This window comes from Halobacteriovorax sp. DPLXC-1, from assembly GCF_036903125.1.
GTDB lineage: Bacteria > Bdellovibrionota > Bacteriovoracia > Bacteriovoracales > Bacteriovoracaceae > Halobacteriovorax_A > Halobacteriovorax_A vibrionivorans.
In genome coordinates this window covers 168,355-189,288 of the sequence record NZ_JAYMCO010000003.1, presented here as the reverse complement: position 1 = coordinate 189,288, position 20,934 = coordinate 168,355, and the positions used below count along the sequence as shown (strand labels likewise).

General features: G+C 35.2%; 19 protein-coding genes, 2 tRNA genes and 1 pseudogene. 10 read left to right on the top strand and 12 right to left on the bottom strand.

All coding sequences use genetic code 11. The annotated features are described in order from the left end of the window. Nucleotides 1-54: 54 nt before the first annotated feature. Both VCM44_RS10825 and VCM44_RS10820 read right to left on the bottom strand, forming a co-directional pair. Entirely contained in the window at nucleotides 55-552 is a 498-nt protein-coding gene (locus tag VCM44_RS10825) for a macro domain-containing protein (protein ID WP_115361977.1), read from the bottom strand. A 24-nt stretch (nucleotides 553-576) separates the two neighbouring features. Next, the gene (locus VCM44_RS10820) at nucleotides 577-1,257 is read right to left on the bottom strand and encodes a transglycosylase SLT domain-containing protein (protein ID WP_115361979.1); all 681 of its coding nucleotides are present in this window, start codon (nucleotides 1,255-1,257) and stop codon (nucleotides 577-579) included. A 132-nt stretch (nucleotides 1,258-1,389) separates the two neighbouring features. Here VCM44_RS10820 and VCM44_RS10815 point away from each other — a divergent pair, with 132 nt between their 5' ends. Both VCM44_RS10815 and VCM44_RS10810 read left to right on the top strand, forming a co-directional pair. Continuing rightward, on the top strand, nucleotides 1,390-2,337 hold the full coding sequence (locus VCM44_RS10815; RefSeq protein WP_158536870.1) for a hydroxyacid dehydrogenase: 948 nt from the start codon (nucleotides 1,390-1,392) through the stop codon (nucleotides 2,335-2,337). Nucleotides 2,338-2,339: 2 nt separating this feature from the next. After that, on the top strand, nucleotides 2,340-3,608 hold the full coding sequence (locus VCM44_RS10810) for an adenylosuccinate synthase (protein ID WP_115361983.1): 1,269 nt from the start codon (nucleotides 2,340-2,342) through the stop codon (nucleotides 3,606-3,608). A gap of 476 nt (nucleotides 3,609-4,084) precedes the next feature. On the opposite strand, the gene mtaB is transcribed toward VCM44_RS10810, so the two are convergent. Next, on the bottom strand, nucleotides 4,085-5,395 hold the full coding sequence (mtaB, locus tag VCM44_RS10805; RefSeq protein ID WP_115361985.1) for a tRNA (N(6)-L-threonylcarbamoyladenosine(37)-C(2))-methylthiotransferase MtaB: 1,311 nt from the start codon (nucleotides 5,393-5,395) through the stop codon (nucleotides 4,085-4,087). Nucleotides 5,396-5,597: 202 nt separating this feature from the next. Here mtaB and VCM44_RS10800 point away from each other — a divergent pair. Together VCM44_RS10800 and VCM44_RS10795 are read left to right on the top strand one after the other, a co-directional pair. Further along, nucleotides 5,598-5,674, top strand: a tRNA-Lys gene (locus VCM44_RS10800). A gap of 32 nt (nucleotides 5,675-5,706) precedes the next feature. Further along, nucleotides 5,707-5,784: transfer RNA gene (locus tag VCM44_RS10795), tRNA-Glu, on the top strand. Nucleotides 5,785-5,942: 158 nt separating this feature from the next. Here the strand turns inward: VCM44_RS10795 and VCM44_RS10790 are convergent. The 7 genes and pseudogenes from VCM44_RS10790 to VCM44_RS10760 all read right to left on the bottom strand — a co-directional run bounded on the left by VCM44_RS10790 (nucleotide 5,943) and on the right by VCM44_RS10760 (nucleotide 11,469). Continuing rightward, entirely contained in the window at nucleotides 5,943-6,902 is a 960-nt protein-coding gene (locus VCM44_RS10790; protein ID WP_334678790.1) for a hypothetical protein, read from the bottom strand. A gap of 2 nt (nucleotides 6,903-6,904) precedes the next feature. Beyond that, on the bottom strand, nucleotides 6,905-7,279 hold the full coding sequence (locus tag VCM44_RS10785; RefSeq protein ID WP_334678789.1) for a nucleotide pyrophosphohydrolase: 375 nt from the start codon (nucleotides 7,277-7,279) through the stop codon (nucleotides 6,905-6,907). A 148-nt stretch (nucleotides 7,280-7,427) separates the two neighbouring features. Then, entirely contained in the window at nucleotides 7,428-8,252 is an 825-nt protein-coding gene (locus VCM44_RS10780; RefSeq protein WP_334678788.1) for a hypothetical protein, read from the bottom strand. A gap of 89 nt (nucleotides 8,253-8,341) precedes the next feature. Next, nucleotides 8,342-9,313, bottom strand: coding sequence for a tyrosine-type recombinase/integrase (locus VCM44_RS10775; RefSeq protein WP_334678787.1), 972 nt, complete (start codon nucleotides 9,311-9,313; stop codon nucleotides 8,342-8,344). Then, nucleotides 9,300-9,536, bottom strand: coding sequence for a helix-turn-helix domain-containing protein (locus VCM44_RS10770; RefSeq protein ID WP_334678786.1), 237 nt, complete (start codon nucleotides 9,534-9,536; stop codon nucleotides 9,300-9,302). The genes VCM44_RS10775 and VCM44_RS10770 overlap by 14 nt, the downstream gene beginning before the upstream one ends. A gap of 2 nt (nucleotides 9,537-9,538) precedes the next feature. Then, a complete protein-coding gene (locus VCM44_RS10765; protein WP_334678785.1) occupies nucleotides 9,539-10,507 on the bottom strand; it encodes a Mom family adenine methylcarbamoylation protein in 969 nt (322 codons plus the stop codon). 35 nt (nucleotides 10,508-10,542) lie between these two features. Continuing rightward, nucleotides 10,543-11,469 (bottom strand): annotated as a pseudogene (locus VCM44_RS10760) (AAA family ATPase). A gap of 715 nt (nucleotides 11,470-12,184) precedes the next feature. On the opposite strand from VCM44_RS10760, the gene VCM44_RS10755 reads away from it, so the two are divergent. From VCM44_RS10755 to VCM44_RS10730, 6 genes are all read left to right on the top strand, one after another. Continuing rightward, complete coding sequence (locus VCM44_RS10755) at nucleotides 12,185-13,081, top strand: tyrosine-type recombinase/integrase (RefSeq protein WP_334678784.1); 897 nt, start codon at nucleotides 12,185-12,187, stop codon at nucleotides 13,079-13,081. A gap of 70 nt (nucleotides 13,082-13,151) precedes the next feature. Beyond that, nucleotides 13,152-15,002 carry a reverse transcriptase domain-containing protein gene (locus tag VCM44_RS10750; RefSeq protein WP_334678783.1) on the top strand — a complete coding sequence of 617 codons (1,851 nt, stop codon included), beginning with the start codon at nucleotides 13,152-13,154 and terminating at the stop codon, nucleotides 15,000-15,002. A 33-nt stretch (nucleotides 15,003-15,035) separates the two neighbouring features. Continuing rightward, nucleotides 15,036-16,391, top strand: coding sequence for a hypothetical protein (locus VCM44_RS10745; protein WP_334678782.1), 1,356 nt, complete (start codon nucleotides 15,036-15,038; stop codon nucleotides 16,389-16,391). 294 nt (nucleotides 16,392-16,685) lie between these two features. Continuing rightward, on the top strand, nucleotides 16,686-17,414 hold the full coding sequence (locus VCM44_RS10740) for a DUF4097 family beta strand repeat-containing protein (RefSeq protein WP_334678781.1): 729 nt from the start codon (nucleotides 16,686-16,688) through the stop codon (nucleotides 17,412-17,414). A 281-nt stretch (nucleotides 17,415-17,695) separates the two neighbouring features. Beyond that, the gene (locus tag VCM44_RS10735) at nucleotides 17,696-17,971 is read left to right on the top strand and encodes a hypothetical protein (protein ID WP_120404156.1); all 276 of its coding nucleotides are present in this window, start codon (nucleotides 17,696-17,698) and stop codon (nucleotides 17,969-17,971) included. Nucleotides 17,972-18,206: 235 nt separating this feature from the next. Further along, nucleotides 18,207-19,646 (top strand): hypothetical protein, encoded by a 1,440-nt coding sequence (locus VCM44_RS10730; RefSeq protein ID WP_334678780.1) that lies wholly within the window; start codon nucleotides 18,207-18,209, stop codon nucleotides 19,644-19,646. Here the strand turns inward: VCM44_RS10730 and VCM44_RS10725 are convergent. After that, the gene (locus VCM44_RS10725; RefSeq protein WP_334678779.1) at nucleotides 19,643-20,467 is read right to left on the bottom strand and encodes an SDR family NAD(P)-dependent oxidoreductase; all 825 of its coding nucleotides are present in this window, start codon (nucleotides 20,465-20,467) and stop codon (nucleotides 19,643-19,645) included. The two genes, VCM44_RS10730 and VCM44_RS10725, sit on opposite strands and share 4 nt — an antisense overlap. A gap of 3 nt (nucleotides 20,468-20,470) precedes the next feature. Further along, nucleotides 20,471-20,932, bottom strand: coding sequence for a hypothetical protein (locus tag VCM44_RS10720; RefSeq protein WP_115361993.1), 462 nt, complete (start codon nucleotides 20,930-20,932; stop codon nucleotides 20,471-20,473). Nucleotides 20,933-20,934: the final 2 nt, after the last annotated feature.

The following is a 20,934-nucleotide window of genomic DNA, read 5'->3' as shown; positions in this document are numbered from 1 at the left end:
ATTTAGAAAAATTCTAAAATGAAGTTCAGTAAAGATACTCAAGAATTTTTAAGATCACAATATTGTCTGATAGATCTCGTAACTTTCATCATCAAAGCAACAAAATATCACATCATCAAAAGAATCGATTCCATCAAAACTCTTTACAGCAGAAGTTGCTGTAATGGCCGCTTCAATCTTAGGGTAACCAAAGATTCCTGTAGAGATACATGGAAAAGCAATGGACTTACACTCATTTTCTTGGGCAAGTGAGAGTGCATAGATATAACATTTTTCAAGTAGTGCTGATTCACCGTTATTGCCACCTTCCCATTTAGGACCGACAGCGTGGATGATAAACTCAGCAGGAATATTGAATGCCTTTGTTAAGCGGGCCTCGCCTACAGGGCAACCTCCCATTTCACTTAATTCCTTTTCTAACTCCTCACCACAGGCTGCATGAATAGCGCCATCAACACCACCACCGGCCTTGAGTTCAGAGTTTGCGGCATTAACAATAACGTCCACATCTAGAGTTGTAATATCGGCTTTAATAACTTGAATATTTTTCATAAGAGATTTCTAGCATGAATAAAATTAGATTTCATCGTAAAACTTCAAAATTGTACGAGCATACCAATATTTACGATCCCCTGGCTCCCCATTATAGTCCACTAACGCTTGATAATAATTATCCATTAGGTCTTGCTCATAATTCTTGGCCAAAAAGACCTTTAAAAGAATCATGCCGTAGACGATAGAAAGCTGAACATCTTCTAAGAATAATTCTTTCTGATTACTCCAGCCACGCTCTCTCAACCAGAGCTGCTGCCACTGATCAGTGCAATTTCCAATAATATCGTTTAAATAATTAGTATTGCGAGAATTCGCATATCGCGGGCCTCTCTCCCCTAGTTGATCAGAGACTTCTTGGGCACCAATAGAAGTAAATTGCGTTAATCCCACTGCTCCGGTGTGGGAAATGGCCGTCATATCAAAATTTGACTCCATTCTCATGAGGGCCACAAAAAGCTTTGCATCCACTTTAAAACACTCAGCAAGAGTGATCGTTTCATAAGCAATCTGAATCACTTGCTCAGTGGGAACTGCTGGATTTTCAGAAAGCATATAAGTGAGAAAATCATTAGGATTGTATTGTTTCTCAATTCGGTAATCCTTAATTAGCTTATCGTGGTCCACGAAGTATCCTTCTGGAATTGCGGCCACGGCACTTAGTGTTAATAGGCTTAATATAAGTATTTCTAATAATTTTCGCATTTAATAATTATTTCTAATGAAAAACTAAAAGGCAACTTACAAAAAGTTGCCAATAATAGGGTTACATGTAGTGGCTAGCGTTCTATAATCGCAACACAACTAAGAAAACTTCAAAAAGCTATGGAGGCCTTTGTGAAACCATTTATTGTCGTATGTGACGGAATGGATGCTGACGTATTTGCATCATTACAAGCTGTAAGTGAATTTGACGTACATCCAAAAGCAAAATTAACTCAAGATGAGATTAAAGAACTTCTTCCAAAAGCAAGCGCTCTTGTTATCCGCTCTGCTACAAAGGTTCAAGAAGAATACTTAGAGCTAGCACCAAATCTTAAGTACGTTATTCGTGCTGGAGCTGGTACAGATAATATCGATAAAGTTAAATGTGGTGAGCGTGGGGTAAAAGTTTCTAACACTCCAGGTGCAAATAATAACTCGGCAGCAGAGCACGCCGTTGCTCTTATGATGACTGTTCTTAGACATACTGCTGCAGCAGATGCCACAATGAAAAACGGTGGTTGGGACAAATCAAAGTACACAGGAAATGAGCTAACAAATAAGAAAGTTGGTATCGTTGGTTTTGGTCAAATTGGAAAGATCGTTGCTAAAAGACTTCAAGGTTTTGAACCAGAAGTTAAGTTCTTTGATCCATTTTGTGAATCAAGTGATCTAGCGTACGTATCAAAGGCCCAATCAGTAGAAGAAATTTTTGAAACTTGTGACATCATTACACTTCATACTCCTCTAATGGAAGAGACGAAAGGAATGATCAACAAGGACTTATTTAATAAAATGCAGTCTCATGCTATTTTAGTTAATGCTTCTCGCGGAGGAATTGTTAACGAGGAAGACCTTGTTAGTGCTCTTAAAGAAGGTAAGCTAAAAGCAGCTGGCTTTGATGTATTTGCAACAGAGCCACTTGAAGAAGACTCTCCCCTACGCCAAATCCCAAATCTCGTATTAACTCCTCACCTAGGTGCTGCAACTGATGAAGCACAATTAAGAGTTGGAGAAATGGCAGTAAATCAACTTAAAGAATACTTTTTAAATGATAATTTACTACACGAGGTTAAAGCTTAATTATGAAATCACTTGCGATTATTGGTTCTCAATGGGGAGATGAAGGAAAAGGTAAAATCACTGATCTACTTGGATTAAAATGCGATGTTGTTGTTCGCTACCAAGGAGGAAACAACGCTGGTCACACGATCATTGTTGGTGAAAAGAAAGTGGTACTACACTTGATTCCTTCAGGAATTTTACACGATCACTGTGTCTCAGTTATTGGCCATGGTGTTGTTCTAGATCCAGAAGCATTCTCTAAAGAAATAGAAAATGTTAAAAACTCTGGTCTAACTGTTACTCCTGAGAAACTTAAGATTTCTTCGAATACCTCTGTTATCACTTTTTATAACCGTCTTCTTGACGGGCAACGTGAGGCCAAAGGTCCAGTAAAAATCGGAACAACAGGAAAAGGAATTGGCCCAGCTTATGAAGATAAGATTTCAAGAAAAGGGATCAAAGTAAAAGACCTTTTCGACAAAGAAGTTTTAACTGAAAAGCTAAAGGCAAACCTTTTAGAAAAAGAAACTCTTTTCACTAAATTATATGAGTGTGAATACCCAAGTGTTGAAGAAGAAGTAGAAAGACTTATGAGTCTTGCTAAAGAACTTGAACCATTTGTTTGCGATACATTTAGCTTCCTTGATGAAGCAAAGCGCGCTGGTAAGAAGATTCTTTTTGAAGGCGCACAAGGTGTTCTTCTTGATATCGACTTTGGTTCATATCCATTTGTTACATCATCTTCAACTGCTTATGCAGGAATTTACTCTGGAGCGGGACTTCCAGGTGGTACCGTTGAAGAAGTTCTAGGGATTACAAAAGCCTACACTACTAGAGTTGGAGAAGGTCCATTCCCTACTGAATTATTTGATCAAATGGGTGAAGATATTCAAACTAAAGGTGGAGAATTTGGAGCGACAACAGGACGTAAGAGAAGATGTGGATGGCTTGACCTTCCTCTTCTAAAATACTCTGTTAAATGCTCTAACTTAACTTCCATTGCGCTGACTAAGCTTGATGTTCTAAGTGAGATGGGACCACTTCAAGTTTGTACAGGATATGAGTACGAAGGACGTACAATCGATTGTGCCTATCCAGGAATTGATCTTTCAAAAGTTAAACCAATTCTTAAAGAAGTTGCTGGTTTTAACGATGACTTCAAAGGTGAGCTTTCAAAAGAAGTAAAAGATTATATCGCACTAATTGAAGAGGCGATTGAAATCCCCGTTGGAATCATTGCCTTCGGTCCAGAAAGATCTGAAATTAAATTTCTAAAAGAATACTTCTAATTAATCATTCAAAATAAGAAAGATTTTTGGCCTAGGTTCTACCTAGGCCTTTCTATCTTGAACGTTGTTTTGGGAGATGGCCGTTGCAGACTACCATCATTGAGGCGAGCGCCCTATTCAGAGCAACTCATTGGCGTGTGTGATATAGGTTCTATCGCATCTTTTCTAGAGCGATGTATTTTCTTACTTTCTTAGTCAAAAGGTCTTTGTGCCATACCGGAGAGAGAGAGATGATCGAAATGGCACAAAGCTTTTGTACTCGTCGATAGGGACCTTCTCAGGGAGGGACAAGTTGAGATAAGCACAAGGAGTAAGAGGAGTTTTAAAAGCAGAACAAAATAAAGCTTACTTCCTTTTGCGTTCCCTATCGACAAGATTAGAATACGCAAAAGTTGATATGCATTTGTTCAACTATTGTTAGGAATCGGTTTTAAATTGTTAAAAAATTGTCAAAAGCACCGTGAGCGGCGCAGCAATTACAATAACTCTGCAAAAACCTTATTGTCTTTAAACTCTTTAAGTTGCACTTGATGAATTTGATTCTTCAAATCACCATCATGAGAAACTTTTACGCGAATAAAGTTGGATGTATAACCTTCCCAAAGTCCGTTCTTATCTTTCTTTTCAAAAAGAACGTTAGACGTTTCACCAATAAAGTCTTCAGAGAACATATTAAGCTTAGCATCGCCTAACATCATCAGAGTCTTTACTCGACTCTTCTTTACTGGATGTTGGATATGGTCTTCCATACGTGCTGCAACCGTATTCTTTCTCTTAGAGTATGGGAACACATGAAAGTGTGTAATTGGTAATTCTTTTAAGAGGTTAAAAGTATCTTGAAATTGCTCATCTGTTTCACCAGGAAAACCACAAATAACATCGGCCCCAATCCCAGCATTTGGAAAACGCTCAATGATCTTATTTATAATGCGACGATAATCTTCCACAAGATACTTACGCTTCATCTTTGTGAGGATCTCATCATTTCCACTTTGCATAGGAACATGAAAGTGATCAAGAAACTTAGGTGAAGAGGCCATATAATCAAGAAGCTCATCTGTGATAGTATTTGGCTCAACACTTCCAAGGCGAATTCTCTCTAGGCCTTCAAGTGCATTTAACTCTTTTAAAAGATCCAGAAGTTTTTCACCTGACGTTGTTTCGTATTCACCAATATTAACACCAGTGAGAACAATTTCTTTAAATCCTTGAGCAATAACACTCTTTGCTTCTTCAATCGCCTGAGCGATTGAGACGGCCTTAGAGCGTCCACGAGCAAAAGGAATAATACAGAATGAACAAACGTAATTACACCCGTCCTGAATCTTTAGAAACGCTCTCGTGTGACCTTCTTCTTTTGAAGTTGCCGCACCAAAGAAATCCTTAGATTTATCAATATGAATGGTATCGGTTTCATCTTCACTTAAATAATCAAAGACTTTATATTTCTCACTCGTTCCAAGAACAAGATCAACACCAGTCATTTTAGCAATGCGTGGGGCATCCATTTGGGCGTAACAGCCAGCGACGACAATCTTTCCATCAGGAGAAGCTCGATGGGCCTTACGAATTAAGTTGCGGCACGTAGAGTCCGCACCATCCGTTACTGTACATGTATTAATAAAAGTAACATCAGCACTATCACCAAATTCAACAACCTCATATCCACGCTCAACAAAGCCTTGAGAAATTGTTCCCGTCTCTGAAAAATTTAAACGACATCCTAAAGTGTGGAATGCCACTTTTTTTTGTGAATTATTATCTGTTGAATTTACTTCTGTCGTCACTGAAGTCTACCTTTATAAAGTCCTGTATTAATCGGCTTAAAATAGACTATTTCGGCTTTCGTGACAAGTTAGGCGATAAAAAATACCATGAGTAAATAAATTTAACTTCCTAAAAAAATTACCATTTTTCTTAACTTTTTTGAAAATCAGCATTGACTTCTGAACCAAGAACACTTATATTCTATCTCACCAAAACACAGATGGTCTCTTAGCTCAGTTGGTTAGAGCATCTCCCTTTTAAGGAGAGGGTCCTGCGTTCGAGTCGCAGAGAGATCACCATTTTGGTTTCCAAATCCGGGAAATAAGTTAGCGCTCCCATCGTCTAGCCCGGTCTAGGACACCGCCTTTTCACGGCGGTAACAGGGGTTCGAATCCCCTTGGGAGTACCAGTTTTATAAAGAAGCCAGACCTAGTCTGGCTTTTTTATTTTCTAGCTACGGCGCAAGTGAAATTCGGGTGTGCCACAAAAGTTATCTAAGAAACTACAAGCAATTTATAGCAACATATGGAGCTTTTGAGAAGGCCCCTAAGATTAGGTATGACTTTGCTAAGAATGATACTTTGAATGCCATTTGAAGTACTTATGTGATCCCTTCGAGTATGCACTACAGATATTGCCTTCAATTTTTGTAACGTAGTCATTTAATATAGGTGTAAATGTCTTAGTTGCAGATCTCTCTACGGTTCCACCATCACCTATTGTTATATAACCTCTTTCAAATAGATCATCACAACCAAGGCGACAGGCACTCATAACAATATTCTCGGCATCTATTTTCTCTTCATTTGTACAATGTGCTCTTTTTTTTATATGTGCGGCAATTAGAAACTGAACAGGAAATTCTTTATGGCATATACTACAATTACTTACCTTACTATTCTTGAATAAGTAATTTCTAAGATAGCCTTGCTCAACTCTGGCCGTAGATTTAACTTCCTTATTTAGCTCTGTACCTTCATCAAATTTTTTAACAGCCTGTTTAAAATCTTCTTGATTAAACTCATTTGTATAAACTTCGCTCTCTAATTTAAAAATTTCTAGTATATTTAAACTTCTATCATCGTCTAAAACACTGAAGCCTTGAGTTATAAAGTTCTCCTTATAACCAGCTGCTATATTAAAGTCCTTCTGACTAATACTCATATTTTTCAATTCATCTAATACATAAATGTATTCCCAAGTCATATTATCTGAATTTACACCCCACAGCCTTCTCGCTAAAGAACTTGAATGCAACTTATATGCAATAACCCCAGAGGCAAAAAGCTCCTTGTTTTTAAAGAATAGTACAACATCTCCAGTCGATGCCTTGTTGTACTTACTTACATTTGTATTATTCTTCCCGGGAGTAACACCCCAAACAGCTGCTTCTCCACTAGGGAATAATTCAGCCTCTACAAGAGCTCTTAGTTCATCATGATCTGCAAGCTTAACTTTATTTTCAATAGTATCGACGTAGTGCTGCCTAGAGTCTTTATTACCACATGGTTGTAGTACAACTTTCATGCTTACTTCCCTTCAAGTTCTGTATACTTTTTGGCACTGCCTTTAGATAGCTCTACTGGGTACTTTTGCTCATTATCTATCATTTTTCGCATCAAAACAGATTCAAGATCAATCTCTAACTTATCAGTGATTCTTAATAAATAATAAAAGATGTCTGCGACTTCATCTTCTACCATTTTTCTTTTTTTATCATTACCCATGATTTCTAGTGATTCTTTAGTGCCAAGCCATTGAAAAATTTCCACTAGTTCTGATACTTCAACAGAGAGCGCCATTGAGAGATTTTTAGGAGAATGAAATTGATCCCAATCTCTATCTTCAGCAAACTTTCTCAGTTTAACTTTTAGCTCTTCGACATTAATTTGTTCTTTACTCATAAATATTAAACCTATCTTATATACTTAAAAATATTTTACTCGATATCTCATAAATTTCATATGTTCGAGACTACATATAATCCAATATTTATTTAGCAATATTAATAGAAGTTTAAATAACCAATTAAATAATGCCGTAAAAAGATAGCTAGTATCCACCACCAATATTCTTCAGGAACTCTTTCATGACCTTATTATTATATTCCCTATTCATATTCTGATAAAACTGTTGTTGCTCATTCATAAGGTTTTGCTGATTCATCATATGTATTTGCTGTTGTGAGGCTAATTGGCGTCTATATGCATCCCTGTCCTGAGACTCTTTGACTTCCCTTAGCATTTCAACCACTTTACAAGTCTTTGATGAAATTCGACAGCCTTGTACAGCGTACCCAATAGCAAACTCTATCATTTTTAACTCATATGCTCTCATCGAAATATCCATACATGACTTTGCGCTATTCTGCTCATAGCACTGCTCATACTTTGTATAAAAGTCTCTTGTTAGTGTACACTCTGCTTCATCTTTTAATTTATTACAGGCATGCTTTGATACTTCTGCAGCTTCGCTAATATTTCTTTTAAGATGAAAATAATTACGTGCTGCCGTACAGGCACTTTGATTATCCTGCTTTAAGCATTGTTTCTTAATATATGAAATGTCTCCAAGATGAACACTTCTAGGGCAATCAAGCATAATCGTTCTGTAAACGTTATACCCCTTATTTTCAAGAGGACTAAAAATTGTGTTAGCGCCCAGCTTTGCAGCTTGATTTTTAAAGTGGTTTACAAATTTATCTTCACCAGAAAACCACCCATTACTATTATACGTTTCGTCTTTAATAACAGTACACATAGCAGTTAATGGATTAGTGTGGTGCATTTCTACAACTTTGCTACCTTCTTCTGTTGTAACACTTGCACAGCTCATAATTCCCAATAATGTAATTAATGCAATAAAATTTCGTTTCATACTTCCCCCTCAAAGCCCTTATCGGTACTCAATAAGAAAATCATCAACTATTTTTATTGCAATTAATTACAATTACTTATCTCTGATATCTACAGGGAACTTAAAGCGCCAAGTTTCTCAGATAATAAATTAACGGCCATTTTTTGATGATCACTAGGTGCAAACTTAGCATAATGCTGCACAAGCTTTTGATCTTTATGGCCTGTAACAGCTTGAACAACCTCTAAGCTCCCACAGTGTATCCTAGTAAGTGTTGCCATAGAGTGCCTAATGAAGTGAGTTGACGAGAACTTACCGTATAAGCCCACTTTCTTTAAAGCCTTATTGTAATGATACTGAATCGCCCTATAGCTTAATGGGTGCCCTCTATCATGAAACATAAGCCCGTGCTCTTTATCAAAGTACTGAAAACGTCTCTTCACAATATCAATCAATTCATTACTTAAGTGACAGCAACGAATCTCACCATTTTTTGGTACTTCCTTAAGGCTTTCAAATCGCTTATTTCTACCCCAAACAATAACGTCCTTAATCAGCACAGTTGCCTTATCAAGATCAACACTCTCAAATCTTACACCGGCAGCCTCTTGAACTCTTAACGCCAGCAAGAATTGAAAGATAGCAAGGTCACGGTACACCTCACTATCAATTGCATTTAAAAATCTAATTAATTCATGCTCTGTCATCTTGTTAATCGTCTTCTTCTCAGATGTAATACGACTCAGCTTCCAATGTGCCTTAGTAATAGGTACAACAAAGCGATAATCAAAGTGCTCACGATACCAATTAAACACGGCCCTCAACAACTTTAGCTCATTATCAAACGACTTTCTTTTGTGGTTTTTATTCTTAACACATCGCTGTTTCTTGAAAGTTAAATACTGTGACATCAATTCTGCTGTAAAATCCTTTAACGGGATCGCAGTGATCCCATCAAAGAACTTTGCTAGCTCTATTCTGTTCCGTTGTGTTTGTGGCTGTAAGCTAGATAATTGGTTAGTAATATACACCTGCCAAAGATCACCGAAAGTCTCGATATTTACTACTTCAAACTTCTCCATACCTAACCCACCTGACTAATTCATTTCTTAAAAAATAGAGCTTTCCTAAGCGTTTATAATTAGGAATAAGACCCTTTCGACATAACTGATACACGTATCCCTTAGATACATTTAGAAAGCTTGCTACATCATTTACAGACATTAGTTCTTCAATGCTTTCAGTATCGCTACTTATTGCACATGAAGTTGGCTTTGGGAAGGCCGCTCTGAAATCTCCCTTCATGCCTATACTCCAACCAGATCATTAGGATAAGGTAAACCACCTATTGCAACTCCTGAAGATGGTGAAAACTTAGGGTTAACCTCATAGAACCTTTTAAGTAGTGACTTTGTTTCTCGCCTATTAGCACCTTTAATGCATAACCATTTACGCTTTGGTGGTGTAATAATCTTCTCACAGCTAGCAACGTAGTTACGACTAGATGACCTAAGATCAGTTTCAACGTTATTAGGTATATTCTCCCAGTTAACGCGCCCAGATTCACTCCACGAAATATCCCAACTTACACCAAGGGCGTTTGCATATCGCCTATACGCAGCTAACTTCCTCGCCTCTCGATCAGAGAATATCCCCTTATCTGGACTAGAGTGATCAAACAATGCCCTCTTTCCGCCGTAATTATCACCGAGATACATAAAGTTAGATGCCTTATAGATAATCCCCCTTTCACCTGCACCATAAACATCACTGTAACCATAGAAAAGTCTCGACTCTGTATTCTTTGACATCCAATCTATAGTCTTAGATATTTGCCACGAATTTAGAAAAGGTGGCGCAATGGAGCTACATGCACCTCGACTAAGCACTTTCTCAAGCTTTGCCGTGTCTTCACCAAGTATTTTTGAAAACATATTAGGAGTACTTAAAACTTGCACACCAACCATTTCACCTTTGAAGTAACTTGCAAAATAATGAGTGTTCCTTTGAGCCAGCTTTCTAAGGTACTCGTACTTCTTAATAAATTCTTTCGCTTTCATTACTTCTTTCTTGTCACTTAATGGAATATGCCTAAACTCAAACTCATCTTTCTTTAGCTTCATAACATCCAATGGCGTAAGCCCAAATTTTTCAAGATCATCCTCGAAGTGCATCTGCCTTCTTACACTTTGCTCACACTTAGGAATAACTCCATTCCTCCAGTTCTCATACGCTTGTTTAGATTTAATATAACTTTCATTAATATTCTTATTCATAATTTTCTCCATTTACGTCTGCACTAATGCATATCCTATACGGTCATGCAGCCTTGCAGTTGTTCTTCTCTTGTATAGTAAAACGAATTTTTACCAATGTTCTTCTTATTAATTTTCCCTAAGCCGAAAGCATTCTTGATTTCATCACGTGCTTTCCTCTCCTTAATAGAGAACTTTTCTATGATCAAATTCACAAGCTCACCTGATGTAACTGCTCCAATATTTTCAACTATCTGAAAGATATCATCACTTGTTACAACTTTACTTTCTACTACATACTCTTCAATCACTTCTAGGGTCATGTTTTCCCCTCTCTTAATCTTCAAAGTATCCAAAGGCTCATGATTTCTCATCTCAAACGAAAGCTTTAACAAGTCCTTCTCTTTTGTTTTTTCCAAGCTCCATGACGCATCGGGAACATCAGCAAGAGCACTTGAGCCTCTGTGCTTATGTCCCGGTTGACTACCGTTTGATTTTTCGCTTCTCTTCCCTTGGTGGTGAATAAGCACACATGCAATATTAAAAGCAGACACAATAGTCTTTAAGTCCGTAAGAAGTGGAGCCATGTCACTTGAAGAGTCTTCATTTTTATTATGAAGCGTATAAAGTGGGTCAAGAATGAGTAAATCAGGTTTAACTTCTCTTAAAATTTCAACAAGCCTATTCTTGCCTTAAGGTAAATCAATTTTAATTCTTTCATTGTAAAAGATTATTGAATCGCCATATTCCGCTACATCTTCATCACCTATAAGTGTTCTTAATCTTTCTGCTAACATTGCATCTGAAACTTCTGTTTGAATTACCAGCACCTTTCCCCTTTTTGTAGGAAACCTACCGAGAAATTTCTCTCCTTTTGCAACGGTAATAGCTAGAACAAGGCAGAAGAACGTCTTTCCCACTTTTGCAGCAGCAGAAATTAAAATAAATTCCTTACGGTTTATTAAGCCACAAACCAACCACATAACAGCCGGGAATAACCCCGGCTCAATGATCTTTTTTAACGTAAAATATTTTTGATTTTCCATAGACTAACAATCCTCCTCTTTATCCTTCTCCTGGCAACTTAAGACCTCATCTACATTAGTTGTAATTTTGTATGGTGTGCCACACTGAAATGAAAGAATGAGAGAGCCCGTTAGCCTCTGTTCATAAAATCTTGCTACAATTTGAGTTAATCTGTTTAACATAATGATATGCTCCTTTTTTGTTTTAAATGATTTGTTGTAAGCGCTTACAAAAAAGAGTTACTCTTGTTTCTATGTAGTCATGACAATTCGGATAATATGTACCGGTAAAGAAGTATTTTTCGAAAAATTCAATATTGGAATAATTACAATTAGTTCGGCCGTTTGCTCGGATAATACAAACCAAAGACTATACGCATAACAAAAGTGTGTTTATGATGATGTGGACATCCATGGATGTAAAGTAAAGCATCCCCCCCCCCCTCCATGTACCCAAAAATAGCCCTCAACGTCGTATAATGGATATTATCCGACATTGATTTGCATACTATAAAGTAACACCATCATGTATTTTCTCGTCAGCAATAACTTACTTAAAATACAAGTAATGAGTTTTCTTGAGCATTAACCACAAGATAAAATTCAGTATTAATTACAGCGGCCCATTGTTGCGAAAGTACTATTAAACTAAACTAATCACAAGGTGGTGCCTATGAAATACGAACTAATGACAAACACGATAAGTAATTACCAAGTTGTTTTCGATGCATTTTTAGCAAGAAGAGCAGAACAAACAAAACGAACCTACAGACAGAGAATTAAGCTGTTTTTTGAATGGGCTGTAGAAAATAAGATAAATAGTATTCATCAAATCGACCATATTCTAGTTGAAAAATATATCCAATATCTTGAATCCCTAAACTATTCACCGAACACATTAAATGCAACTATAGCACCAATAAAAAAGTTCTTTGACTATTTGTATACAGCAAACTTGATTCAAAATAATACAGTGAAATTAATTCGCCCATACAAAATAGATAGAAGAGCATTGAAGACATCATGCCCTACAAAAAATGATATTAAAAAGATTCTCGAATGTATAAACTTACGAACAAAAATAGGAAAAAGAGATCAACTCATTATAACTTTACTAGCTAATACGGGAATAAGACGAAGCGAATTAAGAAATATTCAACTAGAAGATATAAATGAAAATATAATACAGATAAATGGTAAGGGACAAAGAAAAAGAATAATAATTATATCTAAAGAACTAAAGAATAAGATTAAAGAATATATATCCGAAATTAAAACATATAAAACAAAATTCTTAATAACATCATATAAGAACAACATACCGCAATTAAGCATATCATCAGATAGTATTTCAAGAATTCTAAGAGAATACGGAACAAAAGCCAATACAAAGCTAACCCCTCATATGCTTCGAGTTTACTATGCTACTGAGCTTTATAGAAAAGCTACTGACATCTCTATAATACAAAGGCTAATGGGCCACGAGTCCATAAATCAAACACAAAGGTATATTGAATTACTAAAAGATTCAAAAACAGGTGAAAAATACATTCTAAATAACTTTCTATAAAGAAATGGATATTTATTCCCCATAAACAACGTTCATTTCTCTGTTAAAATTATGCATAAAGGGGGAATTAATGTTAAACACAATTTTTACAATCGATAGAATCCAAAGAGCAATTGACCTAATAGAACTTCAGCAAAATTCAGGTGCAGGTTCATTTAACAACATAGAATATCTAATATATAAAAACTGTAAAACGAATCTCTGTGCTAGTTCTATCTATGAAAACTTTGTTCAAAATAACAATTTTTACAATAATCATGAATATTTAAAAGCTAAGGAATATAATGTAGCTAAAGGGTTAAATGGTACAAGATGTTTTCACTTCCAAGAAAGAGAATCCTTGGTTCTCTACTCTGCACTGGGTTTATACATACAAGAATTAATCAAGCCAACCTTCGACCATATTTCAAACTCATTAGATTTTAAGAACAAGGTCAGTACATACTATGGTGCAGAAATTAATAATCATGACATTAAACAAAGTAGAGTAACTTACAAAGAGGACTACAATGATTTTTTAAATAGTCTTAAGAAATACACACAAGATATTTTCGCAGACGGAAACAACTTTTTCGTTGTAAAGATTGATGTTAAAAACTTCTATTATTCAATTGACCACAGCAAGCTAATTAAAACCATAAAGGATTACTCCACAAAAGAGTCCCTAAAAAGGATGCAACTTGATAACAAGCTTGAAACAGATATATTAGATTTTCTATACTTAATAATGGACGACACTAAAGGGCTTGCAGTATCAAATCAAAATGTTGTTTCTAGTTATATTGCGAATGCATTCCTTCACAAACTAGACGACTATGTCTACAAATTACTTTCAAAAACAGATAAAGAATGGAAGTACCTTAGATATGTAGATGATATTTATATACTTTCGCAAACTGGAGTCTTCTCACAAGAGGACCTAAACCCTCTTATCGCAAACATTTCTTTTTTTGTTGCAAATGAGCTAGGTTTAGAAATTAACAGTAAAAAAAGTGAAATTTTACATATTACATCTTCTCAGGACTTAGTAAACTTCTTAGAGACTTCAAGTATAGTCAGTAACAGTGAAGGAAAATTAAAACTAGAATTTAATGAACTCCTAAACCATAGGGATATAGTGAACGAAAGTTCCCAGCTAGTTAAGGAAATAGTAATTAATAAAAAAGAAGATATTTCAACTAGTGACATGGTTTTGCTTAACAAGCTTTTCCTTAAAGATGTAAAAAATATTCTGGACAAGGAAGATACATACAAAACTATTCTTGATCAAGAAAACACTGTAGAAACGATCAACAGGAGGAATATCTTAGTTGCTCCAAAGCAAATTTTAAATTTCTTCAACAAAAATCCTGAATTTATTAAAAGTTTAATTGAGTTCATAGAAGAGTGCTTAACAAAGGAAATAATCGACTATTCTATATATCACTTCATAGAGTACTTACTAATCAACGATATGTTAACAGATAACCTAAAAACAAAAATTTTAAATATTAAAGAAGAGTCTAGTTACCTCAGTTTACTGAAGAGAAGCTTAACAAATGAGTACATAGACGAAGATACAATAAAACTTCTCCCCCCTAAAGAATTATTCGATACGATACCTAGTCTAGTACATCAATGTAAATATCTCTCATTAGCAGAAAGAAGAAAGGATTACTCCAAGTGCCTAAATCATCTTTACAATATATTAATAGAGTACTCCAAATCTAAATACCCTTCTAAAGCTGAAAAGAACTACAACATCAATATATTAATTGAAAATCTAGGTAAAGAGGTTCTATCAATGAACGACATAAGAATACTGAAAGATATTGCACACCTAAGATGTAATAACGGTATTAGTCACCCCGGTGAAAACAATACAGACAATCAGTTATATCTCGAATTTAAGAAGTTTGTTAACAGTTTCATTAATAGATAAACACCCTAACGTAGAAAAACAACTTGGAGCCACATGAGCAAAAAATACAACCATACTAAAACATATGAATGGGTAGGTTATTTCTATAATATCGGGAATCTCGAAAAACGATTTACTGGTCGACTATCCTACACCCCAGACAAAGGGATTACTATAAAAGCGACACTAACTACAGATATCTCTTCTATCAACTACAATTCAAAGAGTCTCATTGGCCATGTTGAAGAACTTGGAAAAGTAACATTAGTAGACGTTAGCTTTAATCATACTCCAAATATGAAATCCCCAATCATATCATCTGATATAACTATTTACGCAAAGTTACTCTTAATTGGTTGTCACGTTGAGGAATCATTAAAAATAAAGAAGTGTAGTTTTAAGTTAAGCTCACTCATAGAGTTTTGCTCCCCCTACGGTACTGATTATACTCCATACAAAGATTCACCTATACTTAGTGCTGATATGAAAGACTATAGTTTAAACTTAGCAATGACTGCAACTGCTAGTTTTGCTGACAACTTCATTGAGACTCATTTAATATCGAGCAATAAAGATTTTAAAAAAGAGTTAAGTGAAAAGCTAAACGAATTAAAGCAAAAATATAAAAACCTTGAGCTTGGCCTAAAAAAAGAAATCGATTATATATTTTCTTTAAAATTAAAATCAAACAAAGATGATATTGAAAATTACATAACATATATAAATGAAGTTAAATCTCTTTTTGCATTTATATTAATGAAGTATGTGAATATCATTGAATTAAAGTTTCACACTGAAGATTTAACAATACATGTACTTACATCACTCTATATTAATGATAAATCTAGAGAAGCAATGATTTCTAATGACAATTATCCATTCAACAATATTCATATTCGTTTTATAAGTGATTTTCAAAAAACACTTGAAGCTTGGCATAGCCTCAAGACTGATGATTTAAACTTACTACACGATGTATCTTATTCCCGGAACAGCCTGTCGCCCAACAGTATGCAGCATTTCTTAATCAGCCTTGCCGGTATAGAGCAATTAATGGCGCAAAAAAATGGAACAGTGAAAAATTACTGCGATTTATTTTTAGATGAGTATGCAACTGAAAGCTTAAGAAAGGTACTACACGATAATCTTCCAACGCCAAAAAAAGATGAAAAACTGGGTAAGCTTGTGACAGATATGAGAAACTGCATAGTTCACACAAATAAAACAAAGAGTGGTGGAAATATCAGATATAAACCATTTTTAAATCAAATTAATATTGGAAATATAAATGAAGCGCTTTATGCATGTATTATTATTGCAGTATCAAGACAACTAAACTTTAATCCCATTATGCAAAAGAAATTTGAAGATAACATTAGTAGCAAACTCTACAAATTCAGTAAGTTGTAAGAATCTAGAAAAGACAAAAGTAATTAGTAATTATCAAAATAATTTAATTAAATGACAGCTAATTAAGCATAACTGACTAAAATAACATATAAAACTTACACCCCCCTTGGGAGTACCAGTTTTATATTAGGCCAGATCTTAGATCTGGCCTTTTATATTTTAGGCCCCTACTTTTCTTCACAACCTCATTTCAAAGACTCTCATAAAATTATTACACTCCTCTTTTAGATATAACCAAATAATTATAATTAACATTCATTAATAAATTCACTCGACCTAAGAAAGGATTAACTAATGAAATATTTAATTACTATTGCCTCACTATTTTTAAGTACTACGCTTCTTGCGCAAACAGAAAGCTTCAACCTTTCAAATGGACAACTCGTTTTAGAGAACTCTAGTGGTAATGTTTCTGTTACAGGAACAAATGAGAGCACAGTGAAAATCTCTTATACAAAGAAGAAATGGGAAGAAGGCTGTGACCTAAAGCTTGAGCAAAGTAATGACATTGTTAATGTAAAAGTTAAAGCAAAGAAGAGGAAAGACTCTGGTTGGTTTTCATCAGGTCCAAATTGCCAAGTTAATTTTACGATCACAATGCCTAAGCAAGTGATACTATCGACTCTTGTTGGATCAGGAAACACTACCATCTCAGGTCTGATGGCCAATGCTACCCTAAAGTCAGGAAGTGGCGATATCAACCTAATAAATTCACAAATGGATTCACTAAAGGCATCAGTTGGTAGCGGAGACATTAAGACAAGTGGTCTATTTACTAACGCTACCTTAGAATCTGGAAGTGGAGATATCAAACTCATTAATTCACAACGAAAGGCGCACATGGCAAAACTAGAGTCAGGAAGTGGTGCTATATCTGTCATGATTCCACAAGGCTTAAAAATAAAGTCAAAGCTAAACTCTGCAAGCGGAAAAGTTCAAAACAAGGTACAGGAGAGCAATGACTCAAAGTACATAATCAATGCGAATACTGGTAGCGGTGATATAACAATCGAAAACCTTTAGCAGTACGCGAAACCTGAATTACACTGTTTTTCTGGGGATTCGAACTTTCAATTAATTAATATTTCCCAACGACTAGCTATGATTTCTTAAGACACATTCATCTGTGCTTCAAAACTGCCCTTAGGGGTACTTTTGACGCACGACACCCCAGGGAGTACTAGTTTTATATAAGGCCCTATTTTTCATTCAACCTCCAATTCATCAAATAAAGTAACTAGACTAACCATTTCTTTAGAAGATATGTTCGTGAAAAAGTCACTATTAGATCATATGGAGGGGATATGAGATTTCTAGGTTTATTTTTCATCTTAATAACATTAAGCACTCAAGCATTTAATCTACCTGTTGTTGGTATTGGTAAATCGGGAAAAAAGCATGAAGCCTATGAGGCCATGATTTCTTGGTGTGATAAGAATAAAGGTCAAATGGATGGTTATATTTGTCGTCGTGTAAGTAGTGAGGCCCACTGCTCATACAACACTTATGTATGCTCAGGGATTTGTATTGTTGGTGAAGAAGCATTAACAGAAGAGGCCCTAAGAGACTTTCAATTTTAATTGAAAACATTTCAATACTTTAGCACTATCAGGTACGAGATTGCGTATAAAAAGTTGCGATACGCGTCTCGTCCTGAAGCTGTATACACGCTCTATCAGGGGTCTTCAAAGTAACAAAAACTGCATAAATATTTGTCATAACCCTGTTTAAATTACAAAAAGCACGTACCACACTGTGAATAAACACGATATATTGTATAATTAATATTATTTATTAAGGGGTGTACTAAATAGTATGCAAGCGAAAGACTACTTCCATTTGAATCAAAAATATCGTGAGTTCTTTCAAATGCACGTTTTGGCAGCAGTGATGATGATTATCATCTATATTGCCTTCTCATATTTTAATATTGAGCCTCACCTTTTAAAGGCCTTTAATCTTCTTATTCCATTTAATTTATTAATGGCATTTTGTTTTCATAAGAAATACTTTAAAAACCACTTAACGGGCTTCTTTTTTTTCACCGTTGTTGTCGAAAGTTTAATGTGGACTATTTACCCACGTTTGGCGGGATACACTCCAGTCAGCTCTTTTTGTTATATTGCTGCCATTATTATTTTGGCCTTTCATCTTCAGCATACAAATATAAAGTACTGTCTCCTGCACTTTCTTATTATTTCTTTTAATAATTTTTTGCTTGATGATCCCAATCTCGTATTAATTACATTTCTCCACATATTCATTACAACTGTGAGTTCAATCCAATCGATTATTTTTAGAAATAACGCTACTGAAATTCTACATAAAAAAGAATTCCACAAGAATATTTTAAATCTCAAAAGCTACTTCGCTCATAACTTATTAAATCCCATCAATAATATATTAAATGTCTTTTCTTCTGGGATTAAAGATCGAAAGAAAATAGAAGAAAGCCTAATTAAAAATAGCTCTCGTATCGAAGATTTTTTAGACGAAGACTTCGATGACGTTGACCACCTACTCGACTATCAAGTTGATATTTTCAACATTCCAATTTTCAATAACTTTAAGAAGTCTTCGATTATAGTCATCTTATCGATTTGTTTATTCTATATGCTCTATACAATTGATATCCATGCATCGATTTCAAATATCTCATATACTGGCCTAGCAATCGTTATAAACTTTCTAGTTTTTGCCTTTCATCTTTATAAGACAAAGAATCACTACTCTATTCAGAAAGTAAGTTTCTTTTATCTGCTGATAGCACAAATTCTTTTTTCATCTAAATATTACTTCAGCCATGAGTCTGCTGTCTCACTCTCTCTACTATTGAGTAGCCTTCTATTTACAATAGTCTTAGCGGCCAATACTCGAGAGAAGTATATTTATATTTTATCGACAACGGCTTGCCTTCTCTCTCTTGTCACTGCAGATACAACACATATTATTATGTTTATTTCCTTTATCATTTACTTTACGAAAGTCGTCCTAGGATTCTATTTTAAGCATGAAATTATAAATGCAAGAATTAAAGACCTTGTTAAACAAGAAACATCTTTTGAATACTCAAATAAAATAGAGAAAAACCTAATTCCACTTTTTAGAAACCTTAAAAAAGATATTGATAACTTTATTATGAATAGTAATGATAATCTCGATACAGAGGTTTTAAAAAGTGCACAGAGCCTCACCGAAGCGGTCTATATACTTAATCAAACAGACGAAAATGGCCAAACAGATTTCAGAAATTAATTAGATAGAGACTTTGCTAATTCAATGGCCTCTTGTACTTCATTGCCTTTAAAGCCTCGTTTTTCAATATAGCGTCGAAAAAAGCCACTCGCCTTTGCCACTAAAGTCTTGCGCTTAGGAATGACAACTAACTCAGCTCGATCTTCGAGGCCATTTAAGATCTCATCCACAACTTCTTCAACAGTGATCATTTTCCAAGGGCCTTCTTTATTTCCCCCCCATAATTTGTGCCCCACGGGATCACTCGTTACATTATCCATTAATGGAGAAGGAAAGAAAGTTGGATGATAGCTTCCAACATCGACTCCGAGATGTTTTACTTCTAATCTAATACTATTGCATACAGCGAGCATTCCGGCCTTACTAGCAGCATATGATGCCTGCAAAGGACAATGAACAAATGAGGCCATCGAGCAAATTGCAGCGAGGTAGCCCTTGCTTTCTTCAATATACGAAAGTGCAGCCTTAAATGTTCTCCATGAACCATTTAAATTTATATCGATAACTCTTGAGAAGTCTCTTTCATCAGTTGTCGTCATTGGTGCCATTTGAGTTATGCCAGCATTAGCAATAACAATATCAATCTGTCCGTAATGATCGTTAACTTTGGCCATTGCCTTTTTAATCGATTCGTAATCTGTTATATCAACTTCTAATCCTAAGGCGTTGAGCTCACTGGCCTGCTTTTTAACTTGCTCGACATCAAGGTCCATTAATGCAAGCTTAGCTCCTCGCTTTTCTAATTCAAGACTCAAGGCCTTTCCTAGTCCTCCAGTTGTACCGGTAATAGCAATGACTTTGTTTTTAAGATGACTGTTCATAGCCTATTGTAGGTCCACTTCAATAACGTTTTTAAATTTTGCATGACAGTTTAAAACCTTTTTAAAAAATCCGGTTTCTTCACACTTAATATTTGAAAGATAAGTATCTTCAAATGTTACTTCAATATTTTGCATTTTTGCCATTAGCTCAACGTAGAAATCATTAGTCATCTGTTTTATGATACTTTCTTGTGATCTCTCATCAGAATAAGAAAAGCCCATTGTAGACTCTTTGAAACGTCCAAAGTCAGAAAAAGAAAATAATCTTGCATCCACCTGCTTTCTCTCTTCCATGCTTAACTTTGCCATCTTTGCCGTTCTTCCATTCCTAACGACTGAAATGCTTCCAGCTTTCTTCTTTACAGAAACATTCCATTTAACATAACCATGGTTTTCTAACGTAAATGAACCAGCATAAATACTAGAACATAGAACGCTTATAATTAAGCAGTATATGTACCTCATAA